Here is a 13,868-nt window from a genome sequence, read left to right as displayed (position 1 = left end):
CTTCCCCCGCGCGGTCGGCGTCGACCTCTCGCGGGCGGCGATAGAACACGCCTGGCGCGCCGACACCGAGAAGGTGGCCGAGTTCGAACAGCTCAGTCTCGTCGACCACGAGGCGGTCCGGGCCCTGTCGGCGCGGCTCGGTGACACCCATGTCTACATGCGCGCCGTCATCCACCAGAGCGAACCGCGGGACCGGCCGGCCGTCGCGGGAGCGGTGGCCGCGCTGCTGGGCGCGCGCGGCCGGGCGTTCGTCGTGGAGCTGACCTCCGGCTCGAAGGAACTGCTCCAGAGGGTCGCCGCGTCCCCCGGCGGCCCGCCCGCGAAGCTGCGGCGGGTCTTCGACCACGGCCTGAAGCCGGCCGGGGCCGAAGACGACGAGGTGCCCAGGCTGCTGGGCGAGGCGGGCCTGCGGATCGTCGACAGCGGGGACACCACGCTGCCTCAGACGGAGTATCTGGCCGACGGCACCCGGATCGACCTGCCGGCCCGCTGGTTCGTCCTGGCGCCCGCCTGACACACCTGACGCGCCGGACCGCGGCCGGGGTGGTCGTCGGGTCCGGCGGCGCGTACGGTTTCGCTGCATGAAGATCCTCATCAGCGCCGACATGGAGGGCGCCACCGGTGTGACCTGGCCGGCCGACGTCCTGCCGGGGACACCGCAGTGGGAGCGCTGCCGGACCCTGTTCACCTCGGACGTCAACGCCGCCGTCCTCGGCTTCCTGGACGGCGGCGCCGACGAGGTGCTGATCAACGAGGCGCACTGGTCCATGCGCAATCTGCTGCTCGAAGAGCTGGACGAGCGGGCCCAGCTGCTGACCGGACGCCACAAGTCGCTGAGCATGGTCGAGGGCGTGCAGCACGGTGACGTCGACGCGATCGCCTTCGTCGGCTACCACACCGGCGCCGGCACCGAGGGCGTACTCGCACACACCTATCTCGCCAACTCGATCACCGGCGTCTGGCTGGGCGGCGTCCGCGCGAGCGAGGGACTGCTCAACGCCCATGTCGTCGCCGAGTACGGCGTCCCCGTCGTCCTCGTCACCGGCGACGATCTGACCTGCCGGGACGCCGACGGCTACGCGCCGGCCGCCCGCAAGGTCGCCGTCAAGGACCATGTCTCCCGGTACGCCGCCGTGTGCCGCACCCCCGCCCGTACCGCCGCGGACATCCGCGCGGCGGCCCGGGAGGCCACGGCGCTCGCCGTACGGTACGAACCGGTCGTCGGCGGCCCGTTCACCGTCGAGCTGGAATTCGACGCCGAGCATCTCTGCGGGGCGGCCACCGTCGTACCCGGTGTGGTGCGCGACGGGGAACGGCGTGTCGCCTACACGAGCGAGACGATGTACGAAGGCATTCGCACGTTCAAGGCGGTCACCACGATCGTCTCGGCCGCGGTGGAGGAGCAGTATGGCTGACATGGGAGCGAACGAGACGTCCGGGGCCGGCGAGCCGTCCCGGGCCGTGGACGCGGTGGCGCTGGACGAAGTGGTCTCGTTCACCTCCGACCTCATCCGCATCGACACGACGAACCGCGGCGGCGGCGACTGCCGGGAACGCCCCGCCGCCGAGTACGTCGCCGAGCGGCTGGCCGCCGCCGGACTGGAGCCCACCCTCCTCGAACGGACCCCCGGCCGCACCAACGTCGTCGCCCGCATCGCCGGCACCGACCCGACGGCCGACGCGCTCCTGGTCCACGGCCATCTGGACGTGGTGCCCGCCGAGCCCGCCGACTGGTCCGTGCACCCCTTCTCCGGTGAGGTCAGGGACGGCGTCGTGTGGGGCCGCGGGGCCGTCGACATGAAGAACATGGACGCGATGGTCCTCGCCGTCATTCGCGCCTGGGCCCGCTCCGGGATCCGGCCGCGCCGGGACATCGTCCTCGCGTACACCGCCGACGAGGAGGCCAGCGCCGTCGACGGCTCCGGCTTCCTCGCCGACCACCACCCGGAGCTGTTCGAGGGCTGTACGGAGGGCATCAGCGAGTCCGGTGCCTTCACCTTCCACGCCGGGCCCGGCATGGCGCTCTACCCCGTCGGGGCGGGCGAGCGCGGCACCGCCTGGCTCAAGCTCACCGCGCACGGCCGGGCGGGCCACGGCTCCAAGGTCAACCACGCCAACGCCGTCAGCAGGCTCGCCGCCGCCGTCGCCCGTATCGGCGAGCACGAATGGCCGCTGCGGATCACCCCGACGGTCCGCGCCGCGCTCAGGGAACTCGCCGCGCTGCACGGCATCGACGGCGACTTCGAGTCCGGGCACTTCGACGCCGACGCGCTGCTCCTCAAGCTCGGCCCCGCCGCCGATCTGGTCGCCGCGACGGTGCGCAACAGCTCCAACCCGACGGTCCTGGAAGCCGGTTACAAGGTCAATGTGATTCCGGGTCAGGCCGTCGCCTATGTCGACGGCCGGATGCTGCCGGGCACCGAGGACGAATTCCGGTCCACCATGGACCAGTTGACCGGACCCGACGTCGACTGGGAGTTCCACCACCGCGAGGTCGCCCTCCAGGCGCCGGTCGACTCCCCGACGTACGCCAAACTCCGCGCGGCCGTCGAGCGGTTCGACCCGGCCGGGCACGTCGTGCCGTACTGCATGTCCGGCGGCACGGACGCCAAGCAGTTCTCGCGCCTCGGCATCACCGGCTACGGCTTCTCGCCGCTGAAGCTGCCCGTCGGCTTCGACTACCAGGCCCTCTTCCACGGCGTGGACGAGCGGGTCCCGGTCGACGCGCTGCACTTCGGGGTACGCGTCCTCGACCACTATCTGCAGACCGCGTAGGGGAGTTGGGCATGCCGCAGATCGCGCCGTACGGCTCATGGCCGTCACCGATCGACGCCGCGCTGGCCGCCTCGCACGACGGGCGGCCGGACAACGTCGCCACCGTCGGCGACGAGGTCTGGTGGACGGAGCCGCGCCCCGACGAGGGCGGCCGGCGGGTGCTCGTACGCCTCCGGCCGGACGGCCGCGAGGAATCGGTCCTGCCCGCCCCCTGGAACGTGCGCACCCGGGTCATCGAGTACGGCGGCAGGCCCTGGGCCGGGACGGTACGGCCCGACGGCTCCCTCCTCGTCGTCTTCGCGCACTTCCCCGACCAGCGGCTGTACGCGTACGAGCCGGACGGCGACGCGCCCCCGCGCCCGCTCACCCCGGCCCCCGCCCAGGACGGCCGGCAGACCGGCACCCTGCGCTGGGCCGACCCCCAACTGCGTCTCGCCGACGGCGAAGTGTGGTGCGTGCTCGAAGAGTTCACCGGCGAGTCACCCACCGACGTACGCCGCGTCGTCGCCGCCGTCCCGCTGGACGGGTCGGCCGCCGACGACCGCGCCGCCGTCCGGGAACTCTCCGACGACCGGCACCGTTTCGTCACCGGCCCCCGCGTGTCGCCGGACGGCCGCCACGTCGCGTGGATCGCCTGGGACCACCCCCGAATGCCCTGGGACGGCACGGAGTTGCTGCTCGCCGAGGTCACGGGGAGCGGCGCCTTCGAACGGGTCCGCGCCGTCGCCGGAGGCCCGACGCAGTCCGTCGCCCAGGCCGACTGGGCGGCCGACGGCTCGCTCCTGTACGTCTCCGACCCCGGCGACTGGTGGCAGCTCGACCGGCTGCGGCTCGACGCGGCAGGGCCGGCCGGCGTGAGCCCGCCCACCCGGCTGAGCCCCGCCGTCGACGAGGAGTTCGGCGGCCCCCTGTGGACGATCGGCCTTCAGTGGTTCCGGCCGATGGCCGACGGCACCGTCGCCGTCGTCCACGGCAAGGGCGCCACCGCGCTCGGCATCCTCGACCCCGAGACCGGCCAACTCGCCGACGCCGCGGGGCCGTGGACCGAATGGGCCGCCACCCTCGCCGTCCGGGGGACCCGGGTGATCGGCGTCGGCGCCAGCCCGCGCAGCGCGTACGAGATCGTGGAGCTGGACACGGCGACCGGACGGGCCCGGGTCATCGGCTCGGCGCACCACGACCCGGTCGATCCCGTGTACTACCCCGAACCGCAGATCCGGGTGTTCACCGGCCCGGACGACCGCGAGATCCACGCCCACGTCTATCCGCCGCACAGCCCCTCCCACAGCGCGCCCGCCGACGAACTGCCCCCGTACGTCGTCTGGGCGCACGGCGGGCCCACCAGCCGTTCCCCCCTCGTACTCGACCTGGAGATCGCCTACTTCACCTCGCGCGGCATCGGCGTCGCCGAGGTCAACTACGGCGGCTCCACCGGCTACGGACGCGCCTACCGCGAACGGCTGCGCGAACAATGGGGAGTTGTCGACGTCGAGGACTGCGCGGCCGTCGCCCGCTCCCTCGCCGGCGAGGGCACCGCCGACCCCGCGCGCCTCGCGATCCGGGGCGGCAGCGCCGGCGGCTGGACCAGCGCCGCCTCGCTCACCGGCACCGACCTCTACGCGTGCGTCACCATCAGCTATCCCATCCTCGACCTGTCGACCTGGGCCACCGACGGCACGCACGACTTCGAATCGCGCTATCTGGAGTCGCTGGTCGGCCCGTTCACCGAGGTACCCGGCCGCTACCGGGAACGCTCACCGATCAACCACGTGGACAAGATCACCGCGCCGTTCCTGCTGCTCCAGGGACTGGACGACGTGATCTGCCCGCCTGCCCAGTGCGAGCGCTTCCTCGACCGACTGGCCGGGCGCGGCATCCCGCACGCGTACATCGCCTTCGAGGGCGAGGGCCACGGCTTCCGCAGGGCGGACACGATGGTGCGCGCGCTGGAGGCCGAACTGTCCCTGTACGCCCAGACGTTCGGGATCAGCCGCCCGGACGTCCCCCGACTGGAGCTCGACACATGACTCTCCCGACGCCGGTGCGCCCACCCCGTCTGCGGCCCGGCGCCAAGGTCGCCGTCGTCGCCCCCAGCGGCCCGGTGCCCGCGGACCGTCTCGATGCCGGCCTGGACCTCCTGCGCGGCTGGGGCCTGGACCCCGTCGTGGCACCTCATGTCCTGGACCGGCACCGGGAGTTCGACTACCTCGCGGGGACGGACGAGGCACGCGCCCGCGACCTCCAGGACGCCTGGTGCGACCCGACGGTCGCCGCCGTCCTGTGCGCCCGCGGCGGCTACGGCGTCCAGCGCATGGTCGACCTGCTCGACTGGGACGCCGTGCGCGCGGCGGCGCCCAAGCCCTTCGTCGGCTACAGCGACATCACCGCGCTGCACGAGGCGTTCGCCGTCCGCGCGGGTGTCGCCACCCTGCACGGCCCGATGGTCGCCGCCCTGACCTTCCTCAAGGACCCCGCCACCCAGGAGTCGCTGCGCGCGACGCTCCTCGAACCCGACACGGTGCGGACCGTCGGCCAGGCCACGGCCCGCGCCCTGGTCCCGGGCCGGGCCCACGGCATCACCCTCGGCGGCTGCGTCAGCCTCCTCGCCGCCGACCTCGGCACCCCGCACGCCCGCCCGTCCGCAGCCGGCGGGCTCCTGCTGATCGAGGACATCGAGGAGGAGCCGTACCGGCTGGACCGGATCCTCACCCAACTCCTGCGCTCCGGCTGGCTGGACGGCGTCGCCGGGATCGTACTCGGCTCCTGGGCGGGCTGCGGCCCGTACGAGACGGTCCGCGCCCTGCTGCTCGACCGGCTCGGCGGACTCGGCGTCCCGATCGTGGAGGAGCTGGGCTTCGGCCACGGCCCGACGAACCTGACGGTGCCGCTGGGCGTCCCGGCGGTCCTGGAGGCGTCCGCCGACACCGCCACGCTCACCGTGGACGTGCCCGCGCTGAGCTGACGGGCTCCCTTCCCTCGCGGGGATCACGCCGGCGCGCGGACGCCGACGGGTTCGCCGCGCCCGTGCGACCACGAACGCCGGGCGATCACCGCCGGCATGGTCCGCGACACCACGCCCGGAGGGCTCAGCGGCCCTTCCGGTTGATCTTCATCGTGTCCATGTCCGTCACGGTCGACCGCAGCTCCCCGAACGTCACACCCACACCGCCGCCGAGCGCCTTCAGCGCCGCCTCCGCCCGGTCCTCGGCGAGCGCCGCGGCCATCTCCTCACCGTCGGCCGCGTCGGACACCACCACGAAGCGGTACGAGAAGTGCTTCAGCACCCGGTCGTAGGTCAGCGACCCCTCGGGCGTGAACCGCATCTGGGTCAGCCCGTGCTCCTCGACCTCGCCGAGCAGCCACGCCCGTGCCCCGTCCGTCAGCTCCGAGAAGGTCCCGCGGACGATCACCCGGTAGGTGTGCTGTGTGGCCATGGACGTGCCGCCTTCTTCCTGAAGATCCTGGTTGAAGAACGAGCGTACGACGCCGAGGATGATCCGCATGCGGAATATCGTGGTGATCGACGCCCCCTCCAACCTCGGCCTGCGCCCGCCGGCGCCCGGCACCGTGCCCGGCTGCTACAAGCTCGCCGGCGCCCTGCGTGAGCAGGGAATCGTCCGACGGCTCGGCGCTTCCGAGGGCGGTGTGGTCGTCCCGCCCCGCTACGACCGGGGCGACTGGAAGGAAGGCGACGGCGTCTTCAACGCCGCCGCCATCGCCGCGTACACCCCGCGCCTGGCCGACCGGATCGAGCGCCATGTGCGGGCCGGTGACTTCCCGCTCGTCCTCGGGGGCGACTGCTCCATCCAGCTCGGCGCCTCGCTCGCGCTGCGGCGCATCGGGCGGTACGGCATCGCCGCCATCGACGGCTCCGCCGACTTCCGGCACACCGGGAACTCCCCGTCCGTCGGCGCGGCGGGCGGCGAGGAACTGGCCATCGCCACCGGGCGCGGCCAGGCCGACCTCAGCGACATCGAGGGGCTGCGCCCGTACATCCGCGACGAGGACGTACGTCTCTTCGGCATCCGCGACGGCGACGAGGACCTCGCGGAGCTGGCAGGGCTGCGGATCCCCACCCTGCCCGTCGGCGAGATCCGCGAAGGGGGCGCCGCCGACGTCGCGAGCGCCGTACTGCGGACGCTGGAGACGCCTGTCACCGACGGCTTCTGGGTGCATCTCGACGCGGACGTCCTCGACCCCGAAGTCATGCCCGCCGTCGACGCCCCGGACCCCGGCGGACTGCTCCCCGCCGAACTCACCTCGCTCCTGCGGGTGTTGGTGCGCTCGGAGCGCTGCGTGGGTCTCAACGTGACCATCTACGACCCCGATCTCGACCCCGAGGGCACCGCGGGGGCGCTCCTCGCGGACATCGTTGTGGCGGCCTTCACCCAAGACTGACCCCGGGGTCCTCTGTTCGGCGCGCACTCGACCGTGTTCCATGGTCATCGGGTGCGCGCCGGCCAACCGAGCCGCCGGCGGCCCCCGCGAGCGAAGCGAGGTTTGCCTGTGGCCACGAGCGTGCGACGTGCCGTACTGACCCTGCCTGCCGCCCCCTTGGGGCCGGAGAACCCCCTGCCCGCGCTCCGGCCGCTCGACCAGACGCACTCCCTCGACCAGTACGACGAACGCGCCCGGCGGGAGTTCCCCCGCGACATGGCCCGCCAGATCGGGTACGAGCCGCTGCGCACCGTACTGCCCGTCCGGATCCTGGACGGCTACGGACGCGACCGCGAGCCCGCCGACTTCGACGCGATCGTCATCGAGAACGACCGGCTGCGGGCCACCGTCCTGCCGGGGCTCGGCGGACGCGTCCACTCCCTGCGCCACAAGCCAACCGGCCGCGAACTGCTGTACCGCAACCCGGTGTTCCAGCCCGCGGACTTCGCGCTCAACGGCGCCTGGTTCTCCGGCGGCATCGAGTGGAACATCGGCGCCACCGGACACACCACGCTCGCCTGCGCGCCGCTGAACGCCGCACTCGTGCCCGCGCCCGACGGCGGCGAGATGGTCCGCCTCTGGGGGTGGGAGCCGCTGCGCGGCCTGCCCTTCCAGGTGGACCTCTGGCTGCCCGACGACTCCGACTTCCTGCACGTCGGCGTCCGGATACGCAATCCGCACCAAGGCCCGGCGCCCGTCTACTGGTGGTCCAACATCGCCGTCCCCGAGGACGCGCGCACACGTGTCCTCGCACCCGCCGACGAGGCGTGGCACTTCGGGTACGCGCGGACCCTGCGCCGCGTCCCGGTGCCCGAGTGGGACGGCGCCGACGTGACGTACCCGCTGCACGCCGAACACGCGTCGGACTACTTCTACGAAGTCCCGAGGGCGGCCCGGAAGTGGATCACCTCGCTCGACGCGGACGGCCACGGCCTCGTCCAGACGTCGACCGACCTCCTGCGCGGTCGCAAGCTCTTCCTGTGGGGCGCCGGGCGCGGCGGCCGGCGCTGGCAGCGGTGGCTCACCGAACCGGACACCCCCGGTTACACCGAGATCCAGGCCGGGCTCGCCCGTACCCAGCTCGAACACGTCAAGCTCGACGGCCACGCGGAGTTCAGCTGGCTGGAGTCGTACGGCCCGCTCGTCACCGACCCCGCCACCGTCCACGGCGCCGACTGGGACGCGGCCCGCACCGAGGTCGAGGGCCGGCTGGAGAGCGCTCTGCCCCGCGCGGCCGTCGACGCCGCGTACGAGGCATGGCTGCCGCACGCGGACACCGAGCCCGGTGAACGGCTCGCCACCGGCTCCGGCTGGGGCGCGCTCGAAGTGATGCGCGGCGCGATGAGAGGCGGCTACGAGCTGCCCGGGACGCCGTTCGACGAGTCCATGCTCGGCGACGAGCAGGCGCCGTGGGTCGAGCTGTACACCCAGGGCACCTTCCCGAAGGCCCGCACCCCCGAACCGCCGGGCCCCACGCTCGTGGCCCCGCACTGGCGCGACATGCTGGAGACGGCGCCCGCCGAGCCGCTGACGGAGTATCACCTCGGCGTCACCCAGTGGCACGCGGGCGATCTGGCCCAGGCGGTGCGGAGTTGGGAACGCGGCCTCAAACTGGCCTCCTCCCGGTGGCCGTTGCTGCGCTGCCTGGCGCTCGCCGACCGGGAGGGCGGCAACCCGGAGCGGGCGGCCGAGCTGTATGCGGAGGCGTTCGACGACCTCTGCCGGGAACGGGAGAGCGAGGGCGAGGGCGAGTCCTGGACGGCGGCCACGACGGCGCTGGCCCGCGAGGCGATCACCGCGCTGCTGGCGGCGGACCGCGCCCGGGACGCGCGCCGGATCTTCGACCGCCTGTCGGACGGCATCCGGGAGCGCGGCAGGTTTCGTCTGATCGAGGCCCAGCTCCTGCTCGCCGAGGACGAGAAGGCGGCGGCCCGCGCCGTGTTCGACGCGGGCTTCGAGGTGGCGGACCTGCGCGAGGGCGCGCAGACGCTGAACGAGGTCTGGGCGGCCCTGACGGACGACCCGCTGCCGGAGGAGTACGACTACCGGATGCGGCCGGGGGACTGACGGCGGATCAGCGGGCCGGGCGGCTCCCGGGAGATCCGGAGTCGGCCCGGCCGGCCCGACGCGTCAGGCGCCCTGGACCGGGTTGCGGTCCACGTACTCGAAGATCGAACCGTCCGGGTGGACCGCGATCAGGTTGCGGCCGGCCGGGGTGGGGACCGGGCCCGCGACGACCTGGGCGCCGACGGACGTGAGCGAGGCGTACGCCGCGTCGACGTCCTTGACGGCGATCGTGGCGGTGACCTTGCGCAGGACGTCGATCTCCTCCGCCGGGCCGCTCATCAACAGGAAGCAACTGACGGCGGCGACGGAGACCCCACCGCGCTCGAAGCGGAGCGCGGGGCTACCGGTCAGCCGTTCGTAGAAGGCGACCGAGGTCTCCAGGTCGTCGACGCAGATACGCAGCGTGGTTCCCAGGATTTCCATACCGGTGAGGGTATCGAAGCACCGCTCGTAGTGACCATGAACCGGGGAGAACCAACCCTCAGACCCGGCACAGGATTTCACCGTGCGGGACCATGAACCACGCGTCCGGGTCCTCGCCCCACGCGCGCCACCCCGCCGCGATGGCCATGAGCCGTTCCTCGTCCGCGTGGCCGCCGCGCACGGCCAGTTCCGCGTACACCGACGCGGTCGTCCGCTCCGCCCACAGGCCGCTCCACCACGCACGCTCCTCCGGGGTGGCGAAGCACCATGTCCCCGCCGTGGAGGTGATGTCGGTGAAGCCGGCGCTCCGGGCCCAGGCGCGGAGCCTGCGGCCCGCGTCGGGCTCGCCGCCGTTCGCGCGGGCCACCCGGCGGTACAGCTCCTGCCAGCCGTCCAGCACCGGCGACGACGGGTACCAGGTGAACGCGCCGTAGTCGCTGTCCCGCGCGGCGACGACGCCTCCGGGCCTGCACACCCGGCGCATCTCGTGCAGCGCCTGTACGGGGTCCCCCACGTGCTGGAGCACCTGATGGGCGTGGACGACGTCGAACGAGCCGTCCGGGAAGTCCAGCGCGTGGACGTCGGCGACCGCGAAGCGGACGTTGTCCAGGCCGCGCCCGGCGACCGTGTCGGCGGCCCGCTCCAGCACGTCCGCCGCCGCGTCGACCGCCGTCACCGTGCCGGGCGCCACCAGCGCGGCCAGGTCGGCCGTGATGGTGCCGGGGCCGCAGCCCACGTCCAGCACGTCGAGCCCGGAGCGGAGTTCGGGGAGCAGATACGCCGCGGAGTTGGCCGCCGTGCGCCAGCGGTGCGAGCGCAGGACGGACTCGTGGTGGCCGTGGGTGTAGACGGCGGTCTCTCTCGGCATGATCCGGACTCCCTCGGGCGAAGTGGTCCCGTCACCGTACGCCGCCATGCCGGAATATGAGACCCGCGTCTCAGGATATGGTCGTGGTGCGACGCCACTCCTCACGCGTGAGCGCGTACTCCACGTCCCCCTCCTCCGACCCCTCGATGACCTCCGGCCAGTCCTCGAAGTACGTCCGTACGAACGTCAGCCCGGCCTTCTCCAGCACCCGCCGGGAGCCCACGTTGACGGTCATCGTGTTCGCCGTCACCCGCTCCGTGCCCAGCTCCGTGAACGCCTTGCGCACCAGCGCGCGGGCACCCTCCGTGGCGTATCCCCGGCCCCACGCGGCCCGGTGCAGCCGGTAGCCCAGTTCCACCACCCGCCAGTCGGTGCCGTCCACCGGTCTCAGCTCGAACCAGCCCAGCCACTCACCGGTGCCCCGCTCCTCGGCCGCCCAGAAGCCCCGTCCCAGCAACCTGGGCAGGGCCTCGTCCCGGAACGTCTCGGCCACGGCGGGCACCCCGCCGTCGATGAAGCGCTTGACGCCGGGGTCGTTGTCCAGCGCGAGAAGCCGACCGAGGTCGGCCTCGACGCAGTCACGCAGGCGCAGCCGGGGCGTTTCGACGAAGGTCGTGGGCGCGGATTCCATACCGGTCATCCTCGGCGCCCGGCCCCGGCCCCCGCCACCGATATCCACGCGGCGGACACCGGCCGGCGCTCACTGGAACGCGCGCGGACGGTACACCGTAAGCGCCTCGTTCCCCTTGTCGATCGTCAACTCGGCCGGGGCCTCGGCCACTTCACCGTCGAAGGCCAGCGGCGTACCGGGCGCGATCCCCTTGATCCGTACGCGCCGCATCCGCTCCGCCGCGTGCACCGGCGACCGGCTCAGCGGCCCCGCCGCGGCCGCGGCCAGCAGCCGCAGGCTCGGGAAGCTCCCGCCGTGCACGACGCGGACGTCCAGCAGACCGTCCGCGAGGTCGAGCCGGTGGCCGGGGGTGAACCCGAAGCGCTGGTAGATGCCGTTCCCGGCGAACAGCATCCACAGCGACCGCCGCCGGCCGTCGAACTCCGCCTGGAGCTGATGCTGGCCGCGCAGCACCTTCGCCGCCGCCACGACCCCGGCGGGCCAGCCGCCGATCCGGGGCGACCAGTGCTCACGTACGCGCACCAGCTCCGGATAGACGCCCAGGCTGAAGGTGTTGAGGAAGTGACCGCTCACCCCGTCCGGTCCGGTGAACCGCCCGAGGTCGACGCGGACCGCGTCGCCCGCCGCCATCGCGCGGCACGTCGCCTGCGAGTCCTCGATCCCGAGGTCGTACGCGAAGTGGTTCAGCGTGCCGCCCGGGAACACCGCCAGCGGCAGCCCGTGCCGGGCGGCGACCACCGCGGCCCGGTTGACCGTGCCGTCACCGCCGACGATGCCGAGCGCGATGCAGCGCTCCGCCGCCTTCTCCAGCTCCGTGTTCACCTCCTCGGGATCGCACTCCACGAACTCCGCGAGCGGCAGCGAGTCACGCAGCGCGCCCGCCGCGTCCGAGGAGCCCGACGCCCGGTTGACGACGACCACCATGCCCTCGCCCTCCGGCAGGGCCGGTGCCTGCGCGTGCGGCCGGCCGGGCGAGGGCAGCTGGGAACGGGTCGGGACGATGCCGCGTACCGCGAACGCCGCCCCCACCCCCAGCGCCGCGCCCACCACCACGTCGCTCGGGTAGTGCACGCCCGTGTAGACGCGCGACGCCGCGACGGAGAACGCGATCGGCGCCACGACCGCGCCCCAGCCCTTCGACTCCAGGGCCACCCCCGTCGCGAAGGCCGCGGCCGACGCCGCGTGCCCGGACGGGAACGAGGTGGTGATCGGCTGCCGCTTCAGCTGCCGGATCACCGGAACGGTGTCCAGGAGGGGCCGCCGGCGCTGCACCGACCGCTTGCCGACCGTGTTGATCGCGGCCGAGGCCACGGCCAGCGAGGCCACCCCGCGCAGGGCGGCGCGGCGGGAGCGCTGCCCGCGCCCGAGGAACGCGATACCGGCGGCGGCGCCGAACCAGAGGAGGCCGTGGTTGGCCGAGCGGCTGAGCCGGGGGAGCACCGGCCCGGCGCCGGGCCAGTGCCGGTTCGCCGCCGAGCGGAAGAACCGCTGGTCCAAGCCGCTCAGCAGCGCGGTGACTCTGGCCCGGGTACCGGGATCGACCGGGGTACGGCCCGCGTAGATGTCAGACATGGAACGCGGGTACCCCGTACCGCGTCACCCCAAGCAGCGCCCCGGCCCCGACCGGCCGAACTCGCGTCCGGCGGGGCGGCCGGGGAGAGTGGGAGACATGGACAATCCACTGCTGGACCGGCACGGCGAGGCCCTCGACCTCTTCACGGACCGGGTGCACGCCGTCGGCCCGGACCAGTGGGCCGCGCCGACCCCGTGCACGGAGTGGTCCGTACGCGACCTGGTCAACCACCTGACGGCCGAGCAGCTCTGGGTGCCCGCGCTGGTCGGCGAGCGCCGGACCCTGGCCGAGGTGGGCGACGCGTTCGACGGCGACGTGCTCGGTGACGACCCGGTCGCCGCCTGGGACCGCGCCGCGGCGGGCGCGCGCGCCGCGTTCGCCGAGCGGGGCGCGCTGGAGCGTCCGGTGCAGCTCAGTTACGGCCCGACGGAGGCCGACGCGTACTGCTCACAGATGGTGCTCGACGCCGTCGTGCACACCTGGGACCTGTCGCGGGGGATCGGCGTGAACGAGCACCTGCCCGAACCGCTGGTCGACTTCGCGCTGGAGGAGGTCAGGCCGTACGCGGTGAGCCTGTCGCAGAGCGGTCTCTTCGACCTCCCGCTGGATCCCCCGCGGAACGCCGACGCCCAGACCCGGCTCCTGGCCCTGCTGGGCCGCGAGGCGTAGCCGGCCGTGAGCCCCGCCCCGCGGGCGGACGAAGGGCGCGGGCCCGTACGGTACGGGCCGCCGGCCCCGGAATCGGGTCTGCCCGCGCTGCCCGAGCTGGTCACCGTACTCGCCGGCGCCGCCGGACGGACCGCACCCGAGCCGCCCGGCGGCGGGCCGGTCCTGCGGGAGGCCGCCTGCGGCTACTGGTCCCGGCGCGGCCTGCCCGCGCATCCCCAGGAGGTCGCCGCCGCGGCCGGCGCGCAGCCGCTGCTCCTCGCGCTGCTCGCCGCGTACGGCGGCGACGTCCTCATGCCCCGCCCGCACCCGGCGTCCTGGGCGCCGCAGGCCAGGCTCCTCGGCCGGCCGTTCTTCCAGGTGCCGACCCCGGCCGAGTGCGGCGGCGTACCCGACCTGTACGCCCTCCTGGAGACGGTGCGCCGGGT

General features: G+C 73.6%; 13 protein-coding genes and 1 pseudogene. 9 read left to right on the top strand and 5 right to left on the bottom strand.

What is annotated here, in order from left to right; all coding sequences use genetic code 11:
• The 5 genes from BHU15_RS19585 to BHU15_RS19565 form a co-directional block, all read left to right on the top strand.
• The coding region (locus BHU15_RS19585) for a methyltransferase (RefSeq protein WP_069628370.1) at positions 1 to 514 on the top strand (514 nt) is incomplete at its 5' end.
• 67 nt (positions 515 to 581) lie between these two features.
• On the top strand, positions 582 to 1,415 hold the full coding sequence (locus BHU15_RS19580) for a M55 family metallopeptidase (protein WP_023537454.1): 834 nt from the start codon (positions 582 to 584) through the stop codon (positions 1,413 to 1,415).
• Position 1,416: 1 nt separating this feature from the next.
• Positions 1,417 to 2,775 carry a M20/M25/M40 family metallo-hydrolase gene (locus BHU15_RS19575; RefSeq protein WP_069628369.1) on the top strand — a complete coding sequence of 453 codons (1,359 nt, stop codon included), beginning with the start codon at positions 1,417 to 1,419 and terminating at the stop codon, positions 2,773 to 2,775.
• Between the two features lie 11 nt (positions 2,776 to 2,786).
• Positions 2,787 to 4,802, top strand: coding sequence for a S9 family peptidase (locus BHU15_RS19570; protein WP_069628368.1), 2,016 nt, complete (start codon positions 2,787 to 2,789; stop codon positions 4,800 to 4,802).
• Positions 4,799 to 5,737 (top strand): S66 peptidase family protein, encoded by a 939-nt coding sequence (locus BHU15_RS19565; RefSeq protein ID WP_069628367.1) that lies wholly within the window; start codon positions 4,799 to 4,801, stop codon positions 5,735 to 5,737. Before BHU15_RS19570 ends, BHU15_RS19565 begins: the two co-directional genes overlap by 4 nt.
• Before the next feature lie 124 nt (positions 5,738 to 5,861).
• Here BHU15_RS19565 and BHU15_RS19560 read toward each other — a convergent pair whose 3' ends face one another.
• A complete protein-coding gene (locus BHU15_RS19560) occupies positions 5,862 to 6,209 on the bottom strand; it encodes a DUF6204 family protein (protein ID WP_069628373.1) in 348 nt (115 codons plus the stop codon).
• A 67-nt stretch (positions 6,210 to 6,276) separates the two neighbouring features.
• Here BHU15_RS19560 and BHU15_RS19555 point away from each other — a divergent pair, with 67 nt between their 5' ends.
• Both BHU15_RS19555 and BHU15_RS19550 read left to right on the top strand, forming a co-directional pair.
• Entirely contained in the window at positions 6,277 to 7,173 is an 897-nt protein-coding gene (locus tag BHU15_RS19555; RefSeq protein ID WP_069628366.1) for an arginase family protein, read from the top strand.
• A 108-nt stretch (positions 7,174 to 7,281) separates the two neighbouring features.
• Complete coding sequence (locus BHU15_RS19550) at positions 7,282 to 9,279, top strand: DUF5107 domain-containing protein (protein ID WP_069628365.1); 1,998 nt, start codon at positions 7,282 to 7,284, stop codon at positions 9,277 to 9,279.
• A 63-nt stretch (positions 9,280 to 9,342) separates the two neighbouring features.
• Here the strand turns inward: BHU15_RS19550 and BHU15_RS19545 are convergent, their stop codons facing one another.
• The 4 genes from BHU15_RS19545 to BHU15_RS19530 all read right to left on the bottom strand — a co-directional run bounded on the left by BHU15_RS19545 (position 9,343) and on the right by BHU15_RS19530 (position 12,773).
• Positions 9,343 to 9,702: a VOC family protein gene (locus tag BHU15_RS19545; RefSeq protein WP_069628364.1), complete on the bottom strand. Its 360-nt coding sequence runs from the start codon at positions 9,700 to 9,702 to the stop codon at positions 9,343 to 9,345.
• A 58-nt stretch (positions 9,703 to 9,760) separates the two neighbouring features.
• The gene (locus BHU15_RS19540; protein WP_069628372.1) at positions 9,761 to 10,570 is read right to left on the bottom strand and encodes a methyltransferase domain-containing protein; all 810 of its coding nucleotides are present in this window, start codon (positions 10,568 to 10,570) and stop codon (positions 9,761 to 9,763) included.
• 70 nt (positions 10,571 to 10,640) lie between these two features.
• Positions 10,641 to 11,201 carry a GNAT family N-acetyltransferase gene (locus BHU15_RS19535; RefSeq protein ID WP_069628363.1) on the bottom strand — a complete coding sequence of 187 codons (561 nt, stop codon included), beginning with the start codon at positions 11,199 to 11,201 and terminating at the stop codon, positions 10,641 to 10,643.
• Between the two features lie 69 nt (positions 11,202 to 11,270).
• Positions 11,271 to 12,773 (bottom strand): bifunctional phosphatase PAP2/diacylglycerol kinase family protein, encoded by a 1,503-nt coding sequence (locus tag BHU15_RS19530; RefSeq protein WP_079128250.1) that lies wholly within the window; start codon positions 12,771 to 12,773, stop codon positions 11,271 to 11,273.
• Between the two features lie 97 nt (positions 12,774 to 12,870).
• Between BHU15_RS19530 and BHU15_RS19525 the strand changes: the two genes are divergently transcribed.
• Both BHU15_RS19525 and BHU15_RS19520 read left to right on the top strand, forming a co-directional pair.
• A complete protein-coding gene (locus tag BHU15_RS19525) occupies positions 12,871 to 13,443 on the top strand; it encodes a TIGR03086 family metal-binding protein (protein ID WP_069628362.1) in 573 nt (190 codons plus the stop codon).
• A gap of 6 nt (positions 13,444 to 13,449) precedes the next feature.
• Positions 13,450 to 13,868 (top strand): annotated as a pseudogene (locus BHU15_RS19520) (pyridoxal phosphate-dependent aminotransferase); the annotation flags it as partial.

The sequence above is a fragment of the Streptomyces niveus genome (genome assembly GCF_001723055.1).
In the GTDB taxonomy this organism is placed as follows: Bacteria; Actinomycetota; Actinomycetes; order Streptomycetales; family Streptomycetaceae; genus Streptomyces; species Streptomyces niveus.
This window is presented reverse-complemented; position numbering and strand designations above follow the sequence as displayed.

Excerpts from the sequence above, each read along its gene's own strand:
- BHU15_RS19525 (WP_069628362.1), top strand. The coding sequence starts at position 12,871 with ATGGACAATCCACTGCTGGACCGGCACGGCGAGGCCCTCGACCTCTTC.
- BHU15_RS19545 (WP_069628364.1), bottom strand. The coding sequence starts at position 9,702 with ATGGAAATCCTGGGAACCACGCTGCGTATCTGCGTCGACGACCTGGAG.
- BHU15_RS19565 (WP_069628367.1), top strand. The coding sequence starts at position 4,799 with ATGACTCTCCCGACGCCGGTGCGCCCACCCCGTCTGCGGCCCGGCGCC.
- BHU15_RS19580 (WP_023537454.1), top strand. The coding sequence starts at position 582 with ATGAAGATCCTCATCAGCGCCGACATGGAGGGCGCCACCGGTGTGACC.
- BHU15_RS19560 (WP_069628373.1), bottom strand. The coding sequence starts at position 6,209 with ATGGCCACACAGCACACCTACCGGGTGATCGTCCGCGGGACCTTCTCG.
- BHU15_RS19540 (WP_069628372.1), bottom strand. The coding sequence starts at position 10,570 with ATGCCGAGAGAGACCGCCGTCTACACCCACGGCCACCACGAGTCCGTC.
- BHU15_RS19570 (WP_069628368.1), top strand. The coding sequence starts at position 2,787 with ATGCCGCAGATCGCGCCGTACGGCTCATGGCCGTCACCGATCGACGCC.
- BHU15_RS19575 (WP_069628369.1), top strand. The coding sequence starts at position 1,417 with ATGGGAGCGAACGAGACGTCCGGGGCCGGCGAGCCGTCCCGGGCCGTG.
- BHU15_RS19535 (WP_069628363.1), bottom strand. The coding sequence starts at position 11,201 with ATGGAATCCGCGCCCACGACCTTCGTCGAAACGCCCCGGCTGCGCCTG.
- BHU15_RS19555 (WP_069628366.1), top strand. The coding sequence starts at position 6,277 with ATGCGGAATATCGTGGTGATCGACGCCCCCTCCAACCTCGGCCTGCGC.
- BHU15_RS19530 (WP_079128250.1), bottom strand. The coding sequence starts at position 12,773 with ATGTCTGACATCTACGCGGGCCGTACCCCGGTCGATCCCGGTACCCGG.